Origin of the sequence: Mycobacterium dioxanotrophicus (assembly GCF_002157835.1) — a bacterium.
Lineage (GTDB): Bacteria > Actinomycetota > Actinomycetes > Mycobacteriales > Mycobacteriaceae > Mycobacterium > Mycobacterium dioxanotrophicus.
The window spans coordinates 1,994,477-2,017,781 of sequence record NZ_CP020809.1; the positions used below are offsets into that span (position 1 = coordinate 1,994,477).

The following is a 23,305-nucleotide window of genomic DNA, read 5'->3' on the forward strand; positions in this document are numbered from 1 at the left end:
CGCGTCGGCGAATAATGGGCGTGTGCCTGCAGCCGTCAACGAGAACGAACCCGCCCGTGCCGTGATGCGCCGCGCCGACGGCAACCCGATCCAGGTGCTCGTCGTCGACGACGAACCGGTGCTGGCCGAACTGGTGTCGATGGCGTTGCGCTACGAGGGCTGGGATATCGCCACCGCCGGTGACGGCGCGACCGCCATCGCCACGGCCCGGGAAAACCCGCCCGACGTGGTCGTCCTCGACGTCATGCTGCCCGACATGAGCGGCTTGGAGGTGTTGCAGAAGCTGCGTGAGCAGATCCCAGGACTGCCGCTGCTGCTGCTCACCGCCAAGGACTCGGTGGAGGACCGGATCGCCGGTCTGACCGCGGGCGGCGACGACTACGTCACCAAACCCTTCAGCCTCGAAGAGGTCGTGCTGCGATTGCGGGCCCTGCTCCGGCGCACCGGCGTGACCAGTGAGGACGGTGGTGCCAAGATCATCGTCGGCGACCTGGTTCTCGACGAGGACAGCCATGAGGTGACCCGTGCCGGTGAGCCCATCACGCTCACCGCAACCGAATTCGAACTGCTGCGCTTCATGATGCGCAATGCCAAGCGTGTGTTGAGCAAGGCGCAGATCCTCGACCGGGTGTGGAGCTACGACTTCGGTGGCCGCTCCAACATCGTCGAGCTGTACGTGTCGTATCTGCGCAAGAAGATCGACAGTGGCCGCGAACCGATGATCCACACGTTGCGTGGCGCTGGTTATGTCCTCCGCCCCCCGCGCTGAGGTGCCGGGAACCAAGTGGTGGCAGCCACGCACTTGGTCGCTGCGCCGGCGGCTGGTGCTGACCCAGGTGGCGCTGCTGGCGGTGGTGTGCGTGAGCATCGGTGTCGCGACCGAGTTTGCGCTGCAACGGTTCCTGATGAACCAGCTGGACGACCAGGTCATGGAGGCCGGGCGCCGGTCGGCCGCGATCTTCGAATTGCCGCCGCCGCCATTGATGTTCCCGCCCCCGCTGGGGCCCGACGGGCGGCCGATGAACCCGCCTCCGGGACGCCACCACATCCTGTTCGACCCCGAACGCGGTCCGGGACCCGGATTTCTCAACGCCCCCGGCCAGGCCGCCCGCACGGTCGGTGCGGTCGTCGCGCCCGGGCGGCCGATCGACGCGGGAGTGATCACCTCCGACGGTGATCGCGTGTTCGTCAGCACCGCGGCCGCCGATCAGCTGGCCCAGGTACCTCCGGATCACACGCCGAGGACCATCGACGTCGACGGGCTCGGCCGGTACCGGGTGATCGGTCTGCACCCTCGGCACGGCGGCCCGCAGACCATCGTGACCGGGCTGCCGACCGCGGTGGTGGACGACACCCTGCTGTGGGTGCTCGGCATGTTCGCCGTGCTCGCCGTCGTCGCACTGATCGTCGCCACCCTCGGCGGCATCCTCATCATCCGCCGCCAATTGGCCCCGCTGTCAAGGGTTTCCGCTGCCGCGCGGGCGGTGGCCGACCTCGAGCTGGACCGCGGAGAGGTGCGGCTGCCCACCCCGATCGTCAAGGTCGACCCGGCCAGCGCGCACACCGAGGTGGGGCAGCTGGGCACGTCGCTCAACCGCATGCTGGACCGCATCGCCAACGCCCTGTCGGCGCGGCATGCCAGTGAGACCCGCGTGCGTCAATTCGTCGCCGACGCCAGCCACGAACTGCGGACGCCGCTGGCTGCCATCAGGGGATACACCGAGCTGGCGCAACGCAAACGCGACGACCTGCCCGTCGATGTCGCGCACGCGATGAACCGCGTGGAATCCGAGACCGCGCGCATGACGCAACTGGTCGAGGACATGCTGCTGCTGGCGCGCCTCGACGCCGGACGGCCGCTGGAGCGCGAGTCGGTGGACCTGTCTCGATTGGTCGTCGACACCGTCAGCGACGCGCACGTCGCCGGGCCGCAGCATCAGTGGTCGCTGGAGCTGCCCGACGACCCGGTCGTGGTCGACGGCGACGAGGCCCGGCTGCATCAGGTGCTGGCCAACCTGCTCGCCAACGCGCGCACCCACACCCCACCGGGCACCTCCGTCACCGTGACGCTCGAACCCGATCACGACGGCTCGGTCGCCCTGACCGTCGCCGACGACGGGCCGGGCATCCCGGAATCGCTGCAGCCCGAGGTGTTCGAACGGTTCGCTCGCGGGGATTCGTCGCGGTCGCGCCGCGAGGGCAGCACCGGGCTCGGACTGGCGATCGTCGCTGCCGTCGTCAAGGCGCACGGCGGCACCATCGGTGTGCGCAGCGCCCCAGGTGCGACGGCGTTCACCGTCCGACTTCCCGGTGTCGCGCCCTCACAGGCTACGCACAGGTCCGACCAATCCGACACCAAGTTGCCGTCGCAACGATGAGAGTGTGAGCCTGGTTGCTGTCGACCCTGTCGTAAAAGAGATCGGGGCACAGGAACAGCCCACGACGCTCCGCATGGCCGGGCGCGAACGCCTGGCGGTGGCGGTCCTGCTGGTCGCGACCGCGGTGCTGTACCTGTGGAATCTGTCGAGCAGTGGCTGGGCCAACGCGTTCTACTCCGCGGCCGCCCAGGCCGGTGGCAGCAACTGGACCGCGATGCTGTTCGGTTCCAGTGACGCGGCAAATGCCATCACCGTCGACAAGACCCCGGCCGCCCTGTGGATCGTCGACCTCTCGGTGCGGCTGTTCGGGCTGAACTCGTGGAGCATCCTGGTGCCGCAGGCGCTTGAGGGCGTCGCCGCCGTGGCGCTGCTCTACGCCGCGGTCCGCCGGGCCGCAGGCCCTGCCGCGGCGCTGCTGGCCGGTACGGTGCTGGCGCTGACGCCGGTGGCCGCGTTGATCTTCCGCTTCAACAATCCCGACGCGCTGCTGGTACTGCTGCTCGTGGTGGCCGCCTACTGCGTACAGCGCGGGATCGAGAAAGACGCAGGCCGATGGTGGTTCGTCGGCGCGGGCGCAGCCGTCGGCTTCGGCTTCCTGGCCAAGATGCTGCAGGCATTCCTGGTGTTGCCCGGCCTGGCCGCCGCGGCCCTGACCGCGGGCGACCGGCCGATGCGCGGGCGGTTCGGTGACCTGCTGGCCGCCGGTGCGGCCATGGTGGTCAGCGGCGGTTGGTATCTGCTGCTGGTCGAATTGTGGCCGACGTCGTCGCGGCCCTACATCGGCGGATCCCAGCACGACAGCATCGTCGAACTCGTGTTGGGCTACAACGGTTTCGGCAGGCTCACCGGCGAGGAGACCGGTGGCCTCGGCAACATGAACTTCGACGCGGGCGCCGGGCGGCTGTTCGGTTCCCAGATGGGCGCGGACATCGCGTGGCTGCTACCGGCCGCGGTGATCTGTCTGGTCGCCGGGCTGATCGTCACGCGACGCGCACCGCGTACCGACCGGACCCGGGCCGCGCTGCTGTTGTGGGGCGGCTGGCTGCTGGTCACCGCGGTGGTGTTCAGCTTCATGAACGGCATCGTGCACCCGTACTACACCGTGGCACTGGCGCCCGCGGTGGCCGCGCTGATCGGCATCGGGACGACGTTGTTGTGGCAGCGGCGCAACGACATTCGGGCCGCCACCGCGATGTCGGGCATGGTACTCGTCACGGCGATCCTGGCCGCGGTATTGCTGGCCCGCCAAGGCGATCCCATGCCGTGGCTGCGGGCCGCCGTCGCGGTCGGGGGAGTGGGATCCGCCGCGCTGCTGCTGGTGAGCGCATGGCTGGACCGCCGAGTGGTGCCCGCCGTGGCGACCCTGGCGCTGTTGTCCTGTCTGGCCGGGCCCGCGGCCTATGCCGTCGCGACCGCCGCCACCCCGCACAGCGGTGCCATTCCGTCGGTGGGACCGTCGCGCGGTGGCGGCCCGTTCGGTGGCTTCGGTGGCATGTTCGGCGCACCCGAGCCCGGTCCCGCACTGACAGCGCGACTGTCCGCCGACGCCGCGGATTACCGGTGGGCGGCGGCGGTGGTCGGGTCGAGTAACGCAGCCGGCTACCAATTGGCCACGGGCGCACCGGTTATGGCCGTCGGCGGCTTCAACGGCACCGATCCCGCACCGACGCTCGACGAGTTCATCGGCCACGTCGATGCGCACCGGATCCACTACTTCATTCAGAGCCGGATCATGGGGGGCTTCGGCGGCCGCACGACCAGCGGCAGCCAGGACGCCTCCCGCATCGCCGAGTGGGTCGAGAACCACTTCACCCCGATCACGGTCGACGACGTGACCATCTACGACCTGACGCAACGTGGCCAGAACACATAGCCGGCGCATAGCTTCGCCCAACGGGGAACACACACCACCGGAGAATTCTGAAGACATGACAGAAATCGCCACGCGGCCGGACTTCGATGAGGACGTTGAGCCAGGCCGGTTCCATTTCGCGTCGCGGCCCAACGCCGCGGCGACCGCCCGCGCGGCGGGCGTCCCGGTGCTCGACGTCGTGGTGCCGGTCTACAACGAGCAGGCAGCGCTGGCACATTCGGTGCGCCGGCTGCACCGCTACCTGCGGGAGAACTTCGCGATGCCGACGCGCATCACCATCGCCGACAATGCCAGCGTCGACGACACCCCGCTGATCGCCGCCGAACTGGCCGCCGAACTCGACGACGTGCGCGTCGTGCGGCTGGAACAGAAGGGCCGGGGCCGTGCCCTGCACGCCGTGTGGTCCACCTCCGACGCCCCGGTGCTGGCCTACATGGACGTCGACCTCTCCACCGACCTGGCCGCACTCGCCCCGCTCGTCGCCCCGCTCATCTCCGGGCACTCCGATCTGGCGATCGGCACCCGGCTGAGCCGGGGTTCGCGGGTGGTCCGCGGTGCGAAGCGCGAATTCATCTCACGCTGCTACAACCTGATCCTGAAATCGACGCTGTCGGCCCGGTTCTCCGACGCGCAGTGCGGTTTCAAGGCCATCCGCGCCGACGTGGCGCACGAGCTGTTGCCGTACGTCGCCGACACCGGCTGGTTCTTCGACACCGAACTACTGGTGCTGGCCGAACGCAGCGGCCTGCGTATCCACGAGGTGCCCGTGGACTGGGTCGACGACCCGGACAGCCGCGTCGACATCATCGCCACCGCCACCGCCGATCTCAAGGGCATCGGCCGGCTGCTGCGCGGGTTCGCCAACGGTTCGATCCCTGTCAATACCATTGCCGCCCAACTCGGTTCGTCACGCAAGTCGGGCCCACCGAGTTCCCTGCTGCGCCAAGCGGTGCGTTTCGGGGCCGTCGGCGTGGTGTCCACGCTGGCCTACCTGCTGCTCTTCATGGCGCTGCGGTCGGGTCTGGGCGCCCAGGCGGCCAACCTGGTCGCGCTGCTGGTCACCGCGATCGGCAACACCGCGGCCAACCGCAGGTTCACCTTCGGCATCGCGGGTGCAGGTAATGTCACCCGGCATCACTTCGAGGGCCTCATCGTGTTCGGTATTGCGTTGTCGATCACCAGCGGCTCGCTGTGGCTGCTGCACCTGCTGACCCCGGTCCCGCACCGCGCGGTCGAGCTCGGTGTGCTGGTGGCGGCGAATCTGGTTGCCACGGTTGTCCGCTTCGTGCTGTTGCGCGGCTGGGTGTTCCACCCGGCCCGGACGCGACGCTGAACCGCCACAGACTGAAAGACGACGGAAGATGTTGACTATCCCTGATTCACAATTGGACGCCGTGACGGTATCCGGTGACACCCCCGACCCGGTGCAACCCCGCTGGGTGCGGCCCTCCTACTGGGCGCTGCTCGCGGCGACCGCGGTGCTGTACCTGTGGGGGCTCGGGTCGGCCGGCTGGGCCAACAGCTACTACGCCGCGGCCGCACAGGCCGGAACCCAGTCCTGGAAGGCCTGGCTGTTCGGGTCGCTGGATGCGGGCAACGCCATCACGGTCGACAAACCCCCCGCCGCGATGTGGGCAATGGGCCTGTCCGGCAGGCTGTTCGGCTTCAACGAGTTCACCCAGCTGTTGCCGCAGGCGCTCATGGGCGTGGCCGCGGTGGCCGGGCTTTACGCGACGGTGCGACGCAGCAGCGGCCCGGGTGCGGCGCTGATCGCCGGTGCGGTGCTCGCGGTGACCCCGGTGGCCACGGCGATGTTCCGGTACAACAACCCTGACGCGTTGCTGGTGCTGCTGCTCGTGGTGGCCGCCTACTGCATGGTGCGCGCGATCGAGAACGGCGGTACCCGCTGGGTCGCGCTGACCGGTGCCGTGGTGGGCTTCGCGTTCCTGACCAAGATGCTGCAGGCCTTCCTGCCGCTGCCCGGGCTGGCCCTGGCGTTCCTGGTGGCCGCCCCGATCCCGCTGTGGAAGCGCATCGGCGCGCTGGCCGTCGGGGTGGCGGCGATGATCGTGTCCGCCGGCTGGTACATCGCGCTGGTGGCGCTGTGGCCTGCCGATTCGCGGCCCTACATCGCGGGCTCGACCGACAACAGCTTGCTGCAACTGGCGTTCGGCTACAACGGAATCGACCGTATCGTCGGGCAGAACCAGCCCGGTGGCGGGTTCGGGCACGGCCCCGGTGGCGGCGGTGGACCGAACCTGTTCTTCGGCGGGCAAGCCGGCATCGGCCGCATGTTCGGGCAGTCGATGGGCACCGAGGCGTCCTGGTTGCTGCCCGCGGCGCTGATCGGCCTGGTGGCCCTGCTGTGGCTGACCCGGCGGGCCGTGCGAACCGACAAGCTGCGCGCCGGTGCGCTGGTGTGGGGCGGCTGGCTGCTGGTCACCGGTGCGGTGTTCAGCTTCATGGACGGCACCATCCACCCGTACTACACCGTGGCATTGGCTCCGGCGATCGCCGCGCTGGTGGGCATGGCGGTGGCCGCACTCTGGCCGCTGCGGTCACAGTTGCTGCCCCGCCTGGTGCTGGCAATCATGTTGGCCGCCACTGGAGTCTGGGCCTTCGTCCTGCTCGACCGCACCCCGGACTGGCTGCCCGCGCTGCGCTGGGTCGTCGTCATCGGCGCCGTCGTGGTCGCGGTCGTGCTGGCCGTCGGCGGCAACCGGCTCGGCCGCGCGACGGCGGTGGTTGCCTTGGCGGCCACGGTGTTCGGCCTCGGCGCGACCGTGGCCTACTCGATCGAGACGGTGGTGAACAGTCACAGCAGCGGGCCGATGCCGACCGCAGGTCCCCAGAAGGACATGGGATTCGGCGGGCCCGGTCACGGCCCGGGCGGGCCGGGCGGGCCGGGCGGTTTCGGCAAGGCCGACGACGTCGCACTCGGTGAACTGATGACCGGACTCAACAATCGTTGGGCCGCAGCAAGTGTCGGCTCGATGATGGTCAGCGACCTGGAGCTCAAGACCGGTGCCTCGTTGATGGCGATCGGCGGGTTCACCGGCGGCGACAACTCGCCGACCTTGGCGCAGTTCCAGCAATACGTCGCCAACGGTGACGTGCGGTACTTCTTCGACCGGCCCGCCGGTGACCGGGGCGGCCCGCCGCACGACCCGCACGGCAGTGCCGGAGACATCACCAACTGGGTCAAGGCGCACTTCACCCCGCAGGAAATCGGCGGGATCACCGTCTACGACCTGCAGCACCCCCGCGCCTAGCGTTCTCCCCGCAAGTTCTCCCCGCGAGCAGACGCGCAGGTACCCGACACGCCGGTGTTCGGGTACCCGCGTGTCTGTTCGCCGTAAAAAGTGACGCCGATTCTGAGGATGTCCGGCAGTCGCTGCGGCGCATCGAGGCGAACCCATTTGTCACCAAGCATGATTCGTCGCGGGGCTTCGTCTTCGACGTCGCCACGGCAAGCTCGACGAGGTGACGCTCTAACCGACCTTGTAGGTCGCGATCGCCTTGGCGACCGCATCGCCCGACGGCGTCACGACGTCGACGTCGCAGTGCACCAACGCTTTTCCCTGCCGCAGCGCCCGGCCCACGCCGATCAGGTCGGTCGCGCGGGCCGGGGCGAGGTATTGCAGAGCCATCGAGACCGTCACACCGCGCAGGGAATCGGGGACATCCGCGCGGGCCCAGGCAGCCGCCATCACGGTCACGTCGGCCAGCGCCGCGATGGCGCCGCCGTGCACCATGTCGCCGAGCGTGACATTGCCGGGATCCCACGGCAGGCGCAGCCGCACGACACCGTCGGGTGCGTCGAGCGATTCGGCGACGATGCCGAGCTTCGCCACGAACGGGGACTGGGGGATGAACTGCGCCATGACTTCCGGTCCGGTCTGGGTGCCCATGCCCGTAGTCTGCGTACCACCGGTCATCGGTTCAATTACCTGCCAAGTAATGGCACTAGATTTGCACCGGTGTCGACACCAGAGCCCCAACCGTTCCCACGGAGCATGGCCCTTCTCGTGGCCGGCGCGTTCTTCATGGAGATCCTCGACGCCACGATCATCACGCCGGCCATCCCGCTGATCGCGTCGTCGCTGCATGTCGACGCCGTCGATGTCAGCGTCGCGATCTCGGCCTACCTGGTCACGGTGGCCGTGCTGATCCCGGCGAGCGGCTGGCTGGCCGACCGGTTCGGCATCCGGCCGGTGTTCATCGCCGCCATCGCGGTGTTCACCCTGGCATCGATCGGCTGTGCAGTCAGCGTGTCGCTGCCCATGCTGGTCGGCATGCGGGTGCTGCAGGGGGTCGGCGGCGCGATGATGGTCCCCGTCGGCAGGCTGGCGGTGCTGCGCTACAGCGACAAGTCCGATCTGGTCCGGGCCATCGCGCTGCTGACGTGGCCGGCGCTGGCCGCACCCGTCCTGGCGCCCGTGCTCGGCGGCGGTATCGCGACCCTGGGCAGTTGGCGGTGGATCTTTGCCGTCAACGTGCCCATCGGGATCGTCGGATTCGTGCTGGCCCTCAAGTTGATCCGGGGCGCACCGACACCGTCACCCCGCACCCTGGACTGGCCCGGCCTGCTCGCGCTGGGGGCGGGTATCGCCGCGGCCCTCATCGCGCTGGAGCACGTCCGGGTCTCGGGCACGAACTGGGGCCTGGTCGTGGGGTGTGCTGTCGTGGCCCTCGTCCTGCTCGGTGGTGCGGTGTGGCATCTGCTGCGGGCGTCGTCACCGCTCGTGCAGCTGCGGGTCCTGCGGGTGCCGACGCTGCGCATCACGGTGTCGGCCGGGTCGCTGTACCGCATGGTGATCACCGCCGTGCCGTTCCTGCTGCCGCTGCAGTACCAGCTGGTGTTCGGGTGGACGCCGTTCGCGGCCGGACTGATGGTGGCCGCCCTGTTCGCTGGCAATCTGACCATCAAACCGATCACCACGCCCCTGATGCGCCGGTTCGGCATCCGCACGGTGTTGCTCGTCAACGGTGTGCTGTCGGTCGGCTGGTTCGGCCTGTTGGCGGTGTTGCGGCCGGGGCTGCCCATCGTGCTGATGGCCGCGATCCTGTACGTCAGCGGCGCGCTGCGCTCCATCGGCTTCACCGCCTACAACAGCCTGGCGTTCTCCGACGTCGAGGGGGATCGGCTGACGCACGCCAACACGCTCAACGCGTCGGTGCAGGAACTGGCTGCGGGCCTCGGCGTCGCGGTGGCCGCGCTGCTGCTGAGCCAGCTGGCTTCCTATCCGTGGACCTACCTGGTCCTCGGCGCGTTGCTGGCGTTGACGATCGTGGAGTCGCTGCGGCTGCCGCGGACGGCCGGGGCGCACGTCAGCGGGCATGACGGCTGACCGATCGGCGTTGACACTCAAACCGTATCCCGCTAGATTCCAGGCCATGCTTGCAATTCTGGCCATTTCTACCAACTTAATGGAGAAGTGATGACCGCAACGCTCAAGGCTGACAAACAGACCGGGCACTACGAGCTGAGCCATCTGCGCTCGCTCGAAGCCGAAGCCATCCACATCATCCGCGAGGTCGCCGCCGAGTTCGAGCGTCCCGTGCTGCTGTTCTCCGGCGGCAAGGACTCGATCGTGATGCTGCACCTGGCGATCAAGGCGTTCAAGCCGGGGCGGCTGCCGTTCCCGGTGATGCACGTCGACACCGGCCACAACTTCGACGAGGTCCTGCAGACCCGTGACGAGCTGGTCGCCGAGCACGGCGTACGGCTGGTGGTGGCCAAGGTGCAGGACGACATCGACGCCGGTCGCGTAGTCGAGACCATCCCGTCGCGCAACCCGCTGCAGACCGTCACGTTGCTGCGGGCCATCCGGGAGAACAGGTTCGACGCCGCATTCGGTGGCGCCCGCCGCGACGAGGAGAAGGCCCGCGCCAAGGAGCGGGTGTTCAGTTTCCGCGACGAGTTCGGTCAGTGGGACCCCAAGGCGCAACGCCCCGAGCTGTGGAACCTGTACAACGGCCGTCACCACAAGGGCGAGCACATCCGCGCCTTCCCGATCTCCAACTGGACCGAGTTCGATATCTGGTCCTACATCGGCGCAGAAAAGATCAAGCTGCCCACAATCTATTACGCACACCAGCGCAAGGTTTTTGAGCGCGACGGCATGTTGCTCGCCGTGCACAGGCACCTGCAGCCGCGCAAGGATGAGCCGGTGATCGAGAAGTCCGTGCGCTTCCGCACCGTCGGCGATGTCACCTGCACCGGATGTGTCGAATCGACGGCGGCGACGGTGTCCGAGGTGATCGCCGAGACCGCGGTGTCGCGGCTGACCGAGCGCGGCGCGACCCGCGCCGACGACCGGATCTCCGAGGCCGGTATGGAAGACCGTAAGCGGGAGGGCTACTTCTGATGGGGCGAGCGAAGCGACGGGGGATTGCACTGGGGCGAGCGAAGCGACGGGGGATTGCACTGGGGCGAGCGAAGCGACGGGGGATCTGACTATGGCGACTCTTCTTCGCCTTGCCACCGCAGGCTCGGTCGACGACGGCAAGTCCACGCTGATCGGCCGGCTGCTCTACGACAGCAAGGCCGTCATGGAGGACCAGCTCGCCGCCGTCGAGCGCACCTCCAAGGAACGCGGCCACGACTACACCGACCTGGCACTGGTCACCGACGGCCTGCGCGCCGAGCGTGAGCAGGGCATCACCATCGACGTGGCATACCGCTACTTCGCCACGGCCAAGCGCAAATTCATCATCGCCGACACCCCGGGGCACATCCAGTACACCCGCAACATGGTGACCGGAGCTTCCACCGCCCAGCTGGTCATCGTGCTGGTCGACGCGCGCCACGGACTGCTCGAGCAGTCCCGCAGACACGCCTTCCTGGCGTCGCTGCTGGGCATCCAGCACATCGTGCTCGCGGTCAACAAGATGGACCTGATCGATTGGGACCAGGAGAAATTCGAGGCCATCCGCGACGAGTTCCATGCGTTCGCCGCCAGGTTGGACGTCCATGACGTCACCACCATTCCGATGTCGGCGCTCAACGGCGACAACGTGGTGACCAAATCCGACATCACGCCGTGGTACGAGGGTCCGGCGCTGCTGAGTCATCTGGAAGACGTCTACATCGCCGGTGACCGCAACCTCGTGGACGTCCGTTTCCCGGTGCAGTACGTGATCCGGCCGCAGACGCACGAGCATGCCGATCACCGCAGCTATGCGGGCACGGTCGCCAGCGGCGTGCTGCGCACCGGCGACGACGTCGTGGTGTTGCCCACCGGTAAGTCCACCCGGATCACCGAGATCGAAGGTCCGTCGGGCGTCCTCGACGAGGCGTTCCCGCCGATGGCCGTGTCGATCAGCCTGTCCGACGACATCGACATCTCTCGCGGCGACATGATCGCGCGGCCGAACAACCAGCCGCGCGTGGTGCAGGATTTCGACGCCACCGTGTGCTGGATGGCCGACGACGCATCGTTGGAGCCGGGCCGCGAGTACCTGGTCAAGCACACCACCCGCACCACGCGGGCCAAGGTGGTCGGCCTCGACTATCGCCTCGACGTCAACACCCTGCACCGCGACAAGTCCGCGACCGCGCTCAAACTCAATGAGCTGGGCCGCATCTCGTTGCGCACACAGGTGCCGCTGTTGCTCGACGAGTACAGCCGCAACGCCGCCACCGGGTCGTTCATCCTGATCGATCCCAACACCAACGGCACGGTCGCCGCGGGTATGGTCTTGCGTGACACCCGCAACGAGACCGCGAGCCCCAACACGGTGCGGCACCAGTCGCTGTGCACCGCTGAGGATCGGCTGTCGAAGGGCCGCACCGTCTGGTTCACCGGACTGTCCGGGTCGGGCAAATCGTCGGTGGCGATGCTGGTCGAGCAGAAGCTCCTCGAAAAGGGCATCCCCGCTTACGTTCTCGACGGGGACAATCTGCGCCACGGGTTGAATGCGGATCTGGGCTTCTCGATGGCCGACCGCGCGGAGAACCAGCGCAGGCTCGCCCACATCGCCGCCATCCTCGCAGACTCCGGCCAGGTCGTCCTGGTGCCCGCCATCAGCCCGCTCGAGGAGCATCGTGCGTTGGCGCGCAAGGTCGCCACCGAGGCGGGGCTGGACTTCTTCGAGGTGTTCTGTGACACCCCGATGGAGGACTGCGAACGGCGAGATCCCAAGGGGCTCTATGCCAAAGCCCGCGCCGGTGAGATCACGCACTTCACCGGGATCGACAGCCCGTACCAGCGGCCCAAGAACCCCGACCTGCGGCTGACCCCGGACCGCAGCCCGGACGAGCTGGCACAGTCGGTCATCGACTTGTTGGAAGGCGGCCGATGAACGACCACGAGCTCGCGGAGCGGCTGGCCACCCGTGCGGGGGAGCTGCTGCTCGATGTTCGTGCCGACTTCGCTGACGCCACGGTCGAGGAGCGAAAAGCAGCCGGGGACAAGCAGTCCCACGACTTCCTGATGGCGGAGCTGGCCGTGCAGCGTCCGGGCGACGCGGTGTTGTCCGAAGAGGGGGTGGATGATCCGGTGCGACTGAGCGCCGACCGGGTGTGGATCGTCGACCCGCTCGACGGCACCCGGGAGTTCTCCGAACTCGGCCGTGACGATTGGGCTGTCCACGTGGCGCTGTGGCAGGCGGGCGAATTGGTTGCCGGCGCCGTGGCGCTGCCCGCCCAGAACACCACCCTGTCCACGCCCGAGGTAGCCGCGCCGCGCACGTTCGACGGCCCGCCCCGGGTGGTCGTGTCGCGTACCCGGCCACCGGCTGTGGCGCTTGCGGTGCGTGACGCGCTGGACGGCACGTTGGTCGAAATGGGTTCGGCCGGAGCCAAAGTCGCCGCCGTCATCCGCGGCGTCGCCGATGTGTACGTGCACGCCGGCGGGCAGTATGAATGGGATTCGGCCGCACCGGTCGCCGTGGCGCGGGCCGCCGGGCTGCACACGTCGCGCATCGACGGCTCGCCGCTGGTCTACAACTCGGCCGATCCCAAGCTGCCCGATCTCGTGGTGTGCCGCCCCGAGTTGGCCGAGCGCGTACTGGGCGTCACCGCGGGGTAATTCGCGCCGAAATTGCCGCGCCGAACCCTGTGCGGGCCGTGTCAGGATTCCGGCATGGGCTTCTACGACTGCCGCTGCATGCTGACCGGCGTCAGCGTCGATTTCGTCGGTGCCACCGCGGTCATCCTGCGGTGCACCCCGGCGGGTTACGAACCCGTCGCGCTGGGTGTTTCAGGTGATTACAGCGGCTACGGCATGCTCTGGGGACTGACGGAAGATCGCAATACCCAACTGGTCTACGAATACTTCTCCCGGCTGAGCCGCAGCGGGCGGTTCACGGCGCGCATGCATCCACTGGAAGATCCTGTCGAGTTCACCGACGAATTAGACCTTGAGCAAGTGCTCGGTGCCATCGAGTCGTCGTGGTCGTTGTCGCCGCCCTACGACGGCGAGGATCTCGAGGTCCTGCCGCTGGTGGTCCTCGACGGCGCCAACCTCGTCTTCGCCTTGATCGCACAACCGATCTGGGATGCCATCGCGGCGGCCGGGCCGGCGGAAGCATCACTGCAGGCGGCATTCGGGGACGCCACAGTGCCGCAGGAGATCTACGGCGGCCATCTCAGCGAAGTCGAGCCGCAGCTGCGTCAATTCGCCGCGGTGAACGCATTCGTGCGCGCCCACGGTCTCCGGTGGGCACCACCGGCCGATCCCGCTCAGCGGTACCCGACCGAGATGGGTGCCCAGCGCGACGACGACGAGAATGCCGAGTTCATCGCGCAGGCTCGCCGCGATTACCACGACAGCCCGGCACTGCTCGCCGGCCTTGACGCGTACGAAAAGCGGCTCTGACGCCGCCCCGGGCTACTACGCTGGCCCGATGACCCGCCCCACTCTGCGCGAACTTGCCAGCCTGCCCGTCGAACCCGTTCGCCTCGCCGATTCCGCCCTGGTCCTCATCGACTGCCAGAAGACCTACACGCAAGGGGTCATGGAGCTCGAAGGTGTCCAAGCCGCGCTCGACGAGACAGCCGCACTGCTCGAACGCGCCCGCACCGCCGGCATTCCGATCATCCACATCCAGCACTCCGACGGTCCTGGCTCGCTGTACGACATCGAGGGGGAGAGCGGCGCGATCGTCGACGCCGTCGCGCCCCGCGGTGACGAGCCAGTGGTGGTCAAGCAGTTCCCGAACTCGTTCGTGCAGACCGAGCTTGACGAGCGGCTCAAGGCCCTCGGCGCGTCGAACCTGGTCCTCGCCGGCTTCATGACCCACATGTGCGTCAACTCCACCGCCCGCGGCGCATTCAGCCTCGGGTATGCGCCGACGGTCGTGGCCGCCGCGACCGCCACCCGCAGTCTGGCAGGCCCGGACGGTCAGGCGGTACCGGCAGCGGCGTTGCAGGCGGCAAGCCTTGCCGGCCTCGCGGATCTGGTCGCGGTCGTGGTGCCCGGCACCGCAGACATCCCTGACTAGCCCGCCATGACGCGTCCCGACACCAGGGTGACCCGGCTCGCCGAGCTGCAGAGCACATCCCGCGGCCGGCTCGACCAGCTGCTCGACAGCACACCGCTGGCGACCGTCGCCCTCGTGCGCGCCGGTCATCCCGTGGTGTTCCCGATCGGATTCGCCCGCATCGGCGACGATCTGGTCATTCATGGTTCGACCGGGTCGCCCTGGATGCGGGCGTTGGCAGGTGGTGCGTCGGTCGCGGTGTCGGTCACCGCGCTGGACGGGGTGACCGTGGCGCGCAGCGCATTCGAGTCGTCGTTCGCCTACCGCAGTGCGGTGGTGTTCGGGACGTTCGAGCGCATCGCCGTTGAGGACAAGACCGCCTACCTGCAGATCTTGACCGATACGTTCGTGCCGGGCCGCGTCGCCGAACTGCGGGACAGCACCGCCAAGGAACTTGCCGCGACGCTGGCGTTGCGGCTGCCCATCGGTGTCGACAACTGGTCATTGAAGATCAGCGACGGGTGGCCCGAGGACCCGCCGGAGGACGTCGCCGCGGGCGCCTGGGCCGGGGTGGTGCCGTTGACGACGCAGTACGGCTCGCCGCAAACCGCCCCGGATGTCGCGCCGGGAACTCCCGTGCCGCCGTCGGTACGCGCGATGACGGGTGCCCTGCGCAACACGGCCCCGCGGTAGCGCTGGCAGAATCCACACCATGCGGATGTCGGCGAAGGCGGAGTACGCCGTCCGCGCCATGGTCGAACTGGCCACCGTCGGCGAGGGCGACCTGGTCAAAACCGATGATCTGGCCAAAGCGCAGGGCATCCCGGCGCAGTTCCTGGTCGATATCTTGTCCGATCTACGGACCGACCGTCTGGTCCGCAGCCACCGCGGCCGTGACGGTGGCTACGAGCTGGCCCGGCCGGCCGACGCGATCAGCATCGCCGACGTGTTGCGCTGTATCGACGGCCCGCTGGCCAGCGTCCGCGACATCGGGTTGGGGGATCTGCCGTACTCGGGTCCGACCGCTGCGCTCACCGACGTGTGGCGAGCATTGCGGGCCAGCATGAGGTCGGTGCTGGAGGAGACCAGCCTGGCCGACGTAGCCAGCGGCGCGTTGCCGGGCCACGTCGTGAAGCTGGCCGGGGCCTATATCAGTCAAGAGGCGCAGCGGGGTCACGGCTAGCCGAGAAGCTCAGCCGCCGTACGGCCGGGTGATGATCTCCAGGTAATGCCCGGAGGGGTCCTGGAAGTACACCCCGCGGCCGCCGTCGTTGTGGTTGATCTCGCCGGGTCGCGCGGCCCGTGGGTCCGCCCAGTGCTGCAGCCCGCGTTCGCGGATGCGGCCGTAGATCGCGTCGAACTCGTCCTCGGAGACCAGGAACGCGTAGTGCTGCGGCCGAATATCTTCTTCGGGACCCACCTGGGCGTAGTCGAGGCTGACGCCGTGGTTGAGCGTCACAGCCAGGAAGTGGCCGAATTCTTTGGCGCTGGGAAGACCGAACAGGTCGGTGAAGAAGGTCGCCGACTCCGCGCGGTCCCTGGCGGCGACGATGGTGTGGTTGAAAGTGATGGCCATGTAGATCCAGTAAACCCGTGCGTCGATACCGTCGGCAACGGTGCAGGATATGGGGATGGCCGAGGTACCGACGCTGACCGGACCGCGGGTTCGGCTACGGGCTCCGGCCGTGACCGACGCCGAGGCGATGTTCACCCGCATCTCCTCCGACCCGGAGGTGACGCGGTACCTGGCCTGGCGGCCGCATCCCGACGTGGCCGAGACGCGGCGAGTGATCACGTCGTTGTTCAACGCGGACAAGGAGATAACGCGGTTGATCGAGGTGGACGGCGAAGCCGTCGGCCTGGCCGCCCGCCGATACCGCCAGCCGCACGAGGTCGAGCTGGGCTACTGCCTGGCGCGCGACTGGTGGGGGCCGGGGCTGATGTCGGAGGCGGTCGCGGTGCTGCTGGACGAGATCGTGCGCGATACCGCGGTGTATCGGGTGTCGGCGTTCTGCCATGTCGACAATGCCGCGTCGGCCGGGGTGCTGCGCCGGTGCGGTCTGGCGCTTGAGGGCCGGCTGGCCCGCTACTCGATGTTCCCGAATATCAGCGAAGAACCCCAGGACGTGCTGCTGTTCGGAAAAGCGTTGCGGTAGCGGGCCGTCGGTCTCGTACTCAGCGGTTGCGCAGCGAGAGCTGCTGCACCACCACGTCGCCGTCGGAGGAGCGGGCGGTGATCTGGGCGACCGCGGTGTCCGGGCTGTTGGTCTCGGGCACCTGCACATCGGTCGAACCGCTGGTCTGGGTGCGCACCAGGTATGGTCCGCGTTCGGGGAGCCCGATCGCGACATCGCCGTTGCGGGTGATGGCCTCGACGCTGCGCGGCGCGGTGTCGCGGAAGTCGACGGTGACGTCGCCGTCGGATGTGCTCGCGATGAACTGCTCGGACACCGCGATGGGGTCGCGAGTGGTGACCGAACCGTCCACGGTGTGCACCTCGATCCGCCGTGCACCGCCGAGCAGGATGATCTCGCCGTCGTTGGTGCGGGCTTCCAGCTGGTCCAGGTCGGCCTGTGCGATGACGGCGCCGAACTCCTGCTGGGTACGCACGGTCAACCGGCGCGCCTGATCGGGCGGCAGCGCGACGGTGATCTCGCCGCCACGGGCCCATGCCAGCATCGGACCGGGGTTACCCGCGATGGTGACGCGGGTTTCGCCGCCGACGGTGCTCACCGACAGCTGGTGGGCTCCGCTGTGCGTGGTGTTGAGCAGGCGCAGATCGGCTTTGGGTTCACGGGTTTCGCGGTCCGCGGTGATGCGGATCGCGACGGGGATACGCGCGGTGTCGATCACCAGGGCACGCATGGTCGACGGCAGCGCCTGGCTGTCGGTGATGACCCGCAGCGCGCTGACGCCCCACGCGGTCACGCCCAGCGCGGCCACGGTCGTGGCGACCACCAGTGCGGCGATGGTGATCAGGGTCAGGCGCAAGGCGGTGCGCCCGCCCGAGGACAGCTGTGGCGGCTGCGCGCGTATCGGTGGGGGCGTGAGGGTCTGCACGGTGGAAGTCCTTCCCGGGGTATGTATTTGACGACGTAGGGCTACGACTCGAGATAGCGGAGCACGGCCAGCACGCGGCGGTTCTCGCTCTCGTCGGGAGCCAGGTCGAGTTTGGTGAAGATCGAGGCGATGTGCTTCTCGGCCGAGCCGACCGAGATGTGCAGCGCGCCGGCGATGGCCGAGTTGGTCCTGCCCTCTGCCATGAGTTGCAGCACGTCGTGTTCACGTGGAGTCAGTTGGTCCAGCGCGCTGCGCCGGTGAGAACGCACCAAGATCTGTGACACCACCTCGGGATCGAGCACCGTGCCGCCGCCGCCCACCACCGTGACCGCATCGAGAAAGGCCGGTACGTCGGCGACCCGGTCTTTGAGCAGATACCCGAAACCTTTTGTGTCCGAGGTGATCAGGTCGGCGGCGTAACGCTCCTCGACATAGTGAGACAGCACCAGCACCGCGGAGTCGGGGTTCTGCTTGCGTAACAGAGCCGCCGCACGGATGCCCTCGTCGGTGAACGTGGGTGGCATGCGTACGTCGACGATGGCCAGGTCCGGACGCTTGTCGTTGACCAGACGCAGCAGGTTGGTGGCGTCGGGCACGCCCGCCACGACCTCGTGCCCGGCGTCGGCGAGAATCCGCTCGATACCGGCACGCAGCAGGGCGGAGTCCTCGGCGATCACGATGCGCATGGCAGCACCGCCGTGACGATCGTGGGTCCGGTGACCGGGCTGGACACCCCGAACGATCCACCGGCCGCCCGCACCCGTTCGTCCAGACCCCGCAGGCCCGTGGCGTTCTCGTCGGTGCCGATCACCGCGCCGCCCGCACCGTCGTCGAACACCGACACATGCAACACATTCGCCGACGGGTCCCACCGCACCGTCACCACCGCCTGGGTCGCGTCGGCGTGCTTGGCGATGTTGGTCAAGGCCTCGGCAACGACGAAGTACGCCACCGATTCGATCTCGTCGGGCAACCGCTGCGGCAGTTCGACGTGCAACGTCGTTGGCACACCCGAGGTTTCGGCGCGCTGCACCACCGAGGACAGGGCGGCGTCCAGCCCGCGATCGGCCAGGATGGTCGGTGCGATGCCGCGCACCACGTTGCGCAACTCCACCAGAGCGTTCTTGGCGTCATCGTGCGCCTCGGAGATCAAGGCCTTGGCGGCAGGCAGATCGGTGTCCAGCTTGGTCTGGGCCAGCCCGATCGTCATCGCCAGGGACACCAGCCGCGGTTGCACACTGTCGTGCAGATCGCGTTCGATACGGTGCCTTTCGGTCTGTGCCGAGGACACCGCCCCTTCCCGCGCATCGGCCAGCGCACTGACCTGATACTGCAACGCCGCGGTCGGTGACGGCGACAACAACCACCGATCGATCGCGGCATCCAGTGCGGGCGCGAACACCAGCACGGCCACCGCGACGGTGAACGCGATGATGGCCAGCAGCCACGCGATCGGTGGCGAGATGAACACCAGGCCGGCCCTGTCGTCACTGTGCCGGATGGCGATCGAGGCCGCCGGGCCCAGGAAGGCGAAGGCCAGCAATCCGAAGGCCAGGCCCGTGGCGAGCAGGTCGTAGACCATCCGCAGGAAATGCTGGGCCACGGCCTTCCAGAATCGCGTGCCACTGATGTCGAGCCAAAGTTGATGCGCCCAACCCTGAAACCCGGTGTAGGGGGAGAGCCGTCGCGGCGGAACACCGATGCGTAGGCCGAAAACCGCCTCGCTGCGGGCACGTTCCACCCATTCGACCCCGCGCATCAGATAGATGAACACCACAGCCGCGAGCGCGAAGCCGACCAGGGACGGGATCGACGAGATACCGATGACCATGACCGACAAGGGAATCCAGGACCACACCAGTGCCACCGCGGCGCCGGTGATCATCGATGCCGTCGGCGTCACGCCGATGTTGCGCGGCAGCGTGCGGGGCCGGGCGGGTGCGGGAACGACGGGTGGACCCGTTTCGCTGATTGCGACCATGCCTTCAACCTACGAAGTTGTCGGCCTCGGCGACACAGCGTTTTCCCGCGAACCGGGTGGGGGATATCCCCCGGTTCCGCCCCAGCCAAGACGTAGGGTGCCGCCATGGCCACATCGTCAACCCCCGATGAACCTCGGTCGCGTGTCGAGGTGTTGGGCAACATCGGCCCGAACTGGTTCGCCTCGGTGATGGGAACCGGCATCGTGGCGACGGCGGCGGCCACGCTGCCGATCCAGTTCACCGGGCTGCGCGCCTTTGCCGAGGTGGTGTGGATCATCGCCGCAGTGCTGCTGATCGTCCTCATCGCGTTGGTCGGTGGGCACTGGCTGCGGCACCCGACGGTGGCTCGTACCCACGCGCGCAACCCGCAGATGGCGCACTTCTACGGGGCCGCGCCCATGGCGCTGATGACGGTCGGCTCAGGCGCCGTCCTGGTGGGCCGCGATCTGATCGGCGAACGGATTGCGGTCGACCTGTGCTGGGTGCTGTGGACCGCGGGAACCCTCGGCGGCTTGTTCACGGCCGTCAGCATTCCGTATCTGATGTTCACCCAGCACAATGTCGAGCCCGATGCCGCGTTCGGCGGTTGGCTGATGCCGGTGGTGCCACCGATGGTGTCGGCGGCCACCGGTGCCCTGCTGATCCCGCACATGGTCCCCGGGACCGGCCGGGCCACCATGCTCTACGGCTGTTTTGCGATGTTCGGGCTGTCCTTGGTGGCCGCACTGCTGATCATCGCGATGATCTGGAGCCGGCTCACCCACTACGGCACCTCGGGCACCGCGCGGGTCCCCACGCTGTGGATCGTGTTGGGGCCGGTCGGCCAGTCCATCACCGCCGCCGGGCTCCTGGGCACCAATGCCGAGTTGGCCGTCGACCGTGAGATCGCGGCCGGCTTCGGTGTTTTCAGCGTTCTGTTCGGGGTTCCGATGTGGGGCTTCGCAGTGTTGTGGATCGCCTTGGCCACCGGACTGACGGTGCGTACGCTGCGCCGGGGCATGCCATTCGCGCTGACGTGGTGGAGCCTGACGTTCCCCGTCGGCACGTTCGTCACGGGAACCACGCAACTGGCGGTACACACCCATCTTCCAGCGTTCAAGGTTGCCGCCGTAATCGCTTACGCCGGGTTGCTGTTCACCTGGTGCCTGGTCGCGGTGCGCACCACGCGGGGCAGCCTGCGCGGCAACCTGTTCCAGCCGCCGCCGGCCACCGGGCCGGTCAAAGCGTACAAGGATCCGGTGCGCTGACATGCGGGTCGGGATGACCATGCCGGTGATGGAGCCGGATCTTGACACCGCACTGCTCAAGTCGTGGGCCAGGACTGTGGACGAGGGGCCGTTCTCGTCGCTGTGTTGGGGTGAACGCATTGCGTTCGACAACCCCGACAGCCTCACGTTGCTGGGTGCGCTGGCAGCGTGGACCGATCGGGTGCAGCTGGTCACCACCGTGATCGTGCCGCAGCTGCACGACCCGGTGCTGTGCGCAAAGGCCTTGGCCACCGGCGATCTTCTCAGCGGCGGGCGACTGACCGTGGGCATCGGAATCGGCGGCAGACACGAGGATTATCACGCGGTGGGTGCGGACCCCAAGACTCAGACTATGCGCGGAATGGCCGAGCGGGTCGAGATCATGCGCCGGGTTTGGGCGGGGGAGAAGATCACCGATTCGGTGTTGCCGGTAGGCCCGGCGCCGGTGCGAGCAGGTGGTCCGTCACTGTTGGTGGGGACGATCGGGCCGAGGACCGTGCGCAGTGCGGCATCGTGGGCCGACGGATTGGCAGGCATCACAATGGATCTCGATACCGGTAAGCAGAACCAGTTGTTCGACGTCGCCCGTGGCTCCTGGGCACGGGCCGGCAAACCGGCACCACATCTGGCGACGTCATTCTGGTTCGCCGTGGGACCCGCCGACGCCGCCCGCGACCAGGTGCGTCGTCATCTGCGCCGCTACATGAACTGGATTCCCACCGAATACGTCGACGCCATCGCCCCGACCACGGGCTGGTCCGGTTCGCAGGACGAACTGGCAGACACGTTGCAGCGATTCGCGGCCATCGGCACCGATGAGGTGCACCTGATCCCGACCAGCTCCGATCTCGACCAGGTGCACCGAGCGGCCGAGGTGGTGAGCGACTTCACCTGAGCCCCTAGTGCGACAACCCCACCGTCGCCACCAACGGGCCCGGTTTGGGTTTGAGGACGACGCTGAAGACCAGCGCGACCGCACCGATGGCCATGCAGACCCAGAACGCGTGCTGGAAGGTCGTGTCTGTGCCCGACCCGACTATCGGCCCGGCCCAGGCGAATCCGAGTGACGCCCCGATGCCGTAGCTGGCATTGGCGATGCCCGGCAGGGCGCCCGGCTCCTCGTCGGAAGCCTGAATGACGCCCAGCGAGCTCATCGCCGTCAACAGCACGGCGTTGAACGCCAGCCCGTAGAGCACCATCAGTCCGATGAAGATGTTCTCCTGCTTGGCAAAAACCGCCAGCAGCGCGGTAACCGCAACGGAGGACACGATCCCCGCACGCAGTACGGTGACGAACCCGATGCGGACCGCGAGTCGGCCCACGAATGGGCCGGCGATGACCTGGACGATCGACGCCGGTGTGAGGAACAGCAGTGCCGTCATAGTGGCGTTGTGGCCGAAACCGGAATCGGTGTCCTCGGCCAGCGCAGGTACCAGGAAGCCGGTGACCACCATGAAGGAACCCATCACCAGGATCGTCACGATGATCAGCGGCCACGCCTCACGCGAGCGCATGTGTTTGATGGCCATCAGCGGATGCGCCACCCGGCTGTCGACGATGACGAGCGCGATCAAGGCGAGCACGGCCACGGTGATCCAGATCAGCGCGGGCCGCGACGTCCAGCCCTGGTGACCGCCTGCGCCGAAGAACAGATTGATGCCCGCCACCGTCAGTGAGATGAGCGCCGCACCCAGCCAGTCCATCCGGCCCGGCGAGCGGCTGCCGGGGTCGTCGGAAGGCACTGATTTCCAGGCGAATCCGAGCCCGAGCAGCCCGACCACGAGGATCAGTACGAATATCGACCGGAAGCCGAGATGATCGACCATCAGCCCGCCCAGCAGGGCGTCGCCACCGGCCACGCCGCCGTTGATCGAGGAGATCACGCCGCAGCACACGCCGAACATCGGGCCGCTGAGGCGCTCACGCATGATGAGGAAGGCCAGCCCGAAGGTGATGTTCGACCCACCCTGCAGGGCCCGGCCGAGGACGAACAGCGGCAGCGAGGTGGACACGATGCACAGCACCGTGCCGATGCACAGCACGATCATGATGGCGAGCAGCACGCGTTTTCGGCCGATGTAGTCGCTGAAGCGGATCAGCACCACGTTGGCGATGGCCCCGGCGAGGTAGAAGTACGTCGACATCGCCACGAACGCATTGGGACCCAGTTCGCTGGTGATGGCGTGGTAGGCCGGCGCCACCATGGTGGCGTTGAGCTGGAAGGAGATCACCGACGCGACCAGAGCGGCAATCATGAACACGATCTGGCGCTGCGAGAGCGCGGTGCCGCCCGCGTCGGGCGATGTGGCGACCGGGGGCTGGCTCACGATCGCATCG

Annotated in this window: 22 protein-coding genes and 1 pseudogene; 17 read left to right on the forward strand and 6 right to left on the reverse strand. The window is 68.0% G+C overall.

Features of this window, described 5'->3' with window-relative positions:
- Nucleotides 1-64 precede the first annotated feature (64 nt).
- The 6 genes and pseudogenes from BTO20_RS09605 to BTO20_RS40360 all read left to right on the forward strand — a co-directional run.
- A complete protein-coding gene (locus BTO20_RS09605) occupies nt 65-769 on the forward strand; it encodes a response regulator transcription factor (protein WP_087081870.1) in 705 nt (234 codons plus the stop codon).
- Nucleotides 747-2,378, forward strand: coding sequence for a sensor histidine kinase (locus BTO20_RS09610; protein WP_087075345.1), 1,632 nt, complete (start codon nt 747-749; stop codon nt 2,376-2,378). Before BTO20_RS09605 ends, BTO20_RS09610 begins: the two co-directional genes overlap by 23 nt.
- 4 nt (nt 2,379-2,382) lie before the next feature.
- Nucleotides 2,383-4,251, forward strand: coding sequence for an ArnT family glycosyltransferase (locus tag BTO20_RS09615; protein ID WP_087075347.1), 1,869 nt, complete (start codon nt 2,383-2,385; stop codon nt 4,249-4,251).
- 55 nt (nt 4,252-4,306) lie between these two features.
- A complete protein-coding gene (locus tag BTO20_RS09620; protein WP_087075350.1) occupies nt 4,307-5,584 on the forward strand; it encodes a bifunctional glycosyltransferase family 2/GtrA family protein in 1,278 nt (425 codons plus the stop codon).
- A gap of 28 nt (nt 5,585-5,612) precedes the next feature.
- Nucleotides 5,613-7,523, forward strand: a complete 1,911-nt coding sequence (locus BTO20_RS09625) for an ArnT family glycosyltransferase (RefSeq protein ID WP_087075352.1) — start codon at nt 5,613-5,615, stop codon at nt 7,521-7,523.
- A 104-nt stretch (nt 7,524-7,627) separates the two neighbouring features.
- A pseudogene (locus BTO20_RS40360) lies at nt 7,628-7,746 on the forward strand (carbonic anhydrase); the annotation flags it as partial.
- Here the strand turns inward: BTO20_RS40360 and BTO20_RS09635 are convergent.
- Entirely contained in the window at nt 7,743-8,162 is a 420-nt protein-coding gene (locus BTO20_RS09635; RefSeq protein WP_087075354.1) for a PaaI family thioesterase, read from the reverse strand. The pseudogene BTO20_RS40360 and the gene BTO20_RS09635 overlap by 4 nt on opposite strands.
- 105 nt (nt 8,163-8,267) lie before the next feature.
- Between BTO20_RS09635 and BTO20_RS09640 the strand changes: the two genes are divergently transcribed.
- The 8 genes from BTO20_RS09640 to BTO20_RS09675 all read left to right on the forward strand — a co-directional run bounded on the left by BTO20_RS09640 (nt 8,268) and on the right by BTO20_RS09675 (nt 15,862).
- Nucleotides 8,268-9,602, forward strand: coding sequence for an MFS transporter (locus tag BTO20_RS09640; protein WP_087075356.1), 1,335 nt, complete (start codon nt 8,268-8,270; stop codon nt 9,600-9,602).
- 90 nt (nt 9,603-9,692) lie between these two features.
- A complete protein-coding gene (cysD, locus tag BTO20_RS09645) occupies nt 9,693-10,622 on the forward strand; it encodes a sulfate adenylyltransferase subunit CysD (protein ID WP_087075358.1) in 930 nt (309 codons plus the stop codon).
- A gap of 91 nt (nt 10,623-10,713) precedes the next feature.
- Entirely contained in the window at nt 10,714-12,558 is a 1,845-nt protein-coding gene (cysC, locus tag BTO20_RS09650) for an adenylyl-sulfate kinase (protein ID WP_087075360.1), read from the forward strand.
- The gene (locus BTO20_RS09655; RefSeq protein WP_087075362.1) at nt 12,555-13,286 is read left to right on the forward strand and encodes a 3'(2'),5'-bisphosphate nucleotidase CysQ; all 732 of its coding nucleotides are present in this window, start codon (nt 12,555-12,557) and stop codon (nt 13,284-13,286) included. Before cysC ends, BTO20_RS09655 begins: the two co-directional genes overlap by 4 nt.
- A gap of 54 nt (nt 13,287-13,340) precedes the next feature.
- Complete coding sequence (locus tag BTO20_RS09660) at nt 13,341-14,075, forward strand: hypothetical protein (RefSeq protein ID WP_087075364.1); 735 nt, start codon at nt 13,341-13,343, stop codon at nt 14,073-14,075.
- Nucleotides 14,076-14,103: 28 nt separating this feature from the next.
- The gene (locus tag BTO20_RS09665) at nt 14,104-14,700 is read left to right on the forward strand and encodes a cysteine hydrolase family protein (RefSeq protein ID WP_087075366.1); all 597 of its coding nucleotides are present in this window, start codon (nt 14,104-14,106) and stop codon (nt 14,698-14,700) included.
- 6 nt (nt 14,701-14,706) lie between these two features.
- Complete coding sequence (locus BTO20_RS09670; RefSeq protein ID WP_087075369.1) at nt 14,707-15,372, forward strand: pyridoxamine 5'-phosphate oxidase family protein; 666 nt, start codon at nt 14,707-14,709, stop codon at nt 15,370-15,372.
- Nucleotides 15,373-15,391: 19 nt separating this feature from the next.
- On the forward strand, nt 15,392-15,862 hold the full coding sequence (locus BTO20_RS09675; protein ID WP_087075371.1) for an Rrf2 family transcriptional regulator: 471 nt from the start codon (nt 15,392-15,394) through the stop codon (nt 15,860-15,862).
- 9 nt (nt 15,863-15,871) lie between these two features.
- On the opposite strand, the gene BTO20_RS09680 is transcribed toward BTO20_RS09675, so the two are convergent.
- Nucleotides 15,872-16,255, reverse strand: coding sequence for a VOC family protein (locus BTO20_RS09680; RefSeq protein WP_087075374.1), 384 nt, complete (start codon nt 16,253-16,255; stop codon nt 15,872-15,874).
- A gap of 55 nt (nt 16,256-16,310) precedes the next feature.
- Here BTO20_RS09680 and BTO20_RS09685 point away from each other — a divergent pair, with 55 nt between their 5' ends.
- Nucleotides 16,311-16,835 (forward strand): GNAT family N-acetyltransferase, encoded by a 525-nt coding sequence (locus BTO20_RS09685; protein WP_198344313.1) that lies wholly within the window; start codon nt 16,311-16,313, stop codon nt 16,833-16,835.
- Between the two features lie 19 nt (nt 16,836-16,854).
- On the opposite strand, the gene BTO20_RS09690 is transcribed toward BTO20_RS09685, so the two are convergent.
- Genes BTO20_RS09690 through BTO20_RS09700 form a run of 3 tightly spaced genes read right to left on the reverse strand, consistent with a single transcriptional unit; the run spans nt 16,855 to nt 19,720 of the window.
- Nucleotides 16,855-17,739: a DUF4097 family beta strand repeat-containing protein gene (locus tag BTO20_RS09690; RefSeq protein WP_087075377.1), complete on the reverse strand. Its 885-nt coding sequence runs from the start codon at nt 17,737-17,739 to the stop codon at nt 16,855-16,857.
- A gap of 41 nt (nt 17,740-17,780) precedes the next feature.
- Complete coding sequence (locus BTO20_RS09695; protein ID WP_083166485.1) at nt 17,781-18,425, reverse strand: response regulator transcription factor; 645 nt, start codon at nt 18,423-18,425, stop codon at nt 17,781-17,783.
- Nucleotides 18,413-19,720, reverse strand: a complete 1,308-nt coding sequence (locus BTO20_RS09700) for a sensor histidine kinase (RefSeq protein WP_198344314.1) — start codon at nt 19,718-19,720, stop codon at nt 18,413-18,415. The genes BTO20_RS09695 and BTO20_RS09700 overlap by 13 nt, the downstream gene beginning before the upstream one ends.
- Before the next feature lie 105 nt (nt 19,721-19,825).
- Between BTO20_RS09700 and BTO20_RS09705 the strand changes: the two genes are divergently transcribed.
- Nucleotides 19,826-20,968, forward strand: coding sequence for a TDT family transporter (locus tag BTO20_RS09705; RefSeq protein WP_087075379.1), 1,143 nt, complete (start codon nt 19,826-19,828; stop codon nt 20,966-20,968).
- 1 nt (nt 20,969) lies between these two features.
- On the forward strand, nt 20,970-21,863 hold the full coding sequence (locus tag BTO20_RS09710; protein WP_087075381.1) for an LLM class flavin-dependent oxidoreductase: 894 nt from the start codon (nt 20,970-20,972) through the stop codon (nt 21,861-21,863).
- A gap of 4 nt (nt 21,864-21,867) precedes the next feature.
- Here BTO20_RS09710 and BTO20_RS09715 read toward each other — a convergent pair whose 3' ends face one another.
- Nucleotides 21,868-23,295 carry an MFS transporter gene (locus BTO20_RS09715; RefSeq protein WP_087075383.1) on the reverse strand — a complete coding sequence of 476 codons (1,428 nt, stop codon included), beginning with the start codon at nt 23,293-23,295 and terminating at the stop codon, nt 21,868-21,870.
- Nucleotides 23,296-23,305: the final 10 nt, after the last annotated feature.

Coding starts and splice junctions, on each gene's coding strand:
- BTO20_RS09680 (WP_087075374.1), bottom strand. CDS start 16,255: ATGGCCATCACTTTCAACCACACCATCGTCGCCGCCAGGGACCGCGCG.
- BTO20_RS09625 (WP_087075352.1), top strand. CDS start 5,613: ATGTTGACTATCCCTGATTCACAATTGGACGCCGTGACGGTATCCGGT.
- BTO20_RS09635 (WP_087075354.1), bottom strand. CDS start 8,162: ATGGGCACCCAGACCGGACCGGAAGTCATGGCGCAGTTCATCCCCCAG.
- cysD (WP_087075358.1), top strand. CDS start 9,693: ATGACCGCAACGCTCAAGGCTGACAAACAGACCGGGCACTACGAGCTG.
- BTO20_RS09665 (WP_087075366.1), top strand. CDS start 14,104: ATGACCCGCCCCACTCTGCGCGAACTTGCCAGCCTGCCCGTCGAACCC.
- BTO20_RS09660 (WP_087075364.1), top strand. CDS start 13,341: ATGGGCTTCTACGACTGCCGCTGCATGCTGACCGGCGTCAGCGTCGAT.
- BTO20_RS09695 (WP_083166485.1), bottom strand. CDS start 18,425: ATGCGCATCGTGATCGCCGAGGACTCCGCCCTGCTGCGTGCCGGTATC.
- BTO20_RS09610 (WP_087075345.1), top strand. CDS start 747: ATGTCCTCCGCCCCCCGCGCTGAGGTGCCGGGAACCAAGTGGTGGCAG.
- BTO20_RS09710 (WP_087075381.1), top strand. CDS start 20,970: ATGCGGGTCGGGATGACCATGCCGGTGATGGAGCCGGATCTTGACACC.
- BTO20_RS09640 (WP_087075356.1), top strand. CDS start 8,268: ATGGCCCTTCTCGTGGCCGGCGCGTTCTTCATGGAGATCCTCGACGCC.
- BTO20_RS09705 (WP_087075379.1), top strand. CDS start 19,826: ATGGCCACATCGTCAACCCCCGATGAACCTCGGTCGCGTGTCGAGGTG.
- cysC (WP_087075360.1), top strand. CDS start 10,714: ATGGCGACTCTTCTTCGCCTTGCCACCGCAGGCTCGGTCGACGACGGC.
- BTO20_RS09675 (WP_087075371.1), top strand. CDS start 15,392: ATGCGGATGTCGGCGAAGGCGGAGTACGCCGTCCGCGCCATGGTCGAA.
- BTO20_RS09605 (WP_087081870.1), top strand. CDS start 65: ATGCGCCGCGCCGACGGCAACCCGATCCAGGTGCTCGTCGTCGACGAC.
- BTO20_RS09670 (WP_087075369.1), top strand. CDS start 14,707: ATGACGCGTCCCGACACCAGGGTGACCCGGCTCGCCGAGCTGCAGAGC.
- BTO20_RS09655 (WP_087075362.1), top strand. CDS start 12,555: ATGAACGACCACGAGCTCGCGGAGCGGCTGGCCACCCGTGCGGGGGAG.
- BTO20_RS09620 (WP_087075350.1), top strand. CDS start 4,307: ATGACAGAAATCGCCACGCGGCCGGACTTCGATGAGGACGTTGAGCCA.
- BTO20_RS09700 (WP_198344314.1), bottom strand. CDS start 19,720: ATGGTCGCAATCAGCGAAACGGGTCCACCCGTCGTTCCCGCACCCGCC.
- BTO20_RS09685 (WP_198344313.1), top strand. CDS start 16,311: ATGGCCGAGGTACCGACGCTGACCGGACCGCGGGTTCGGCTACGGGCT.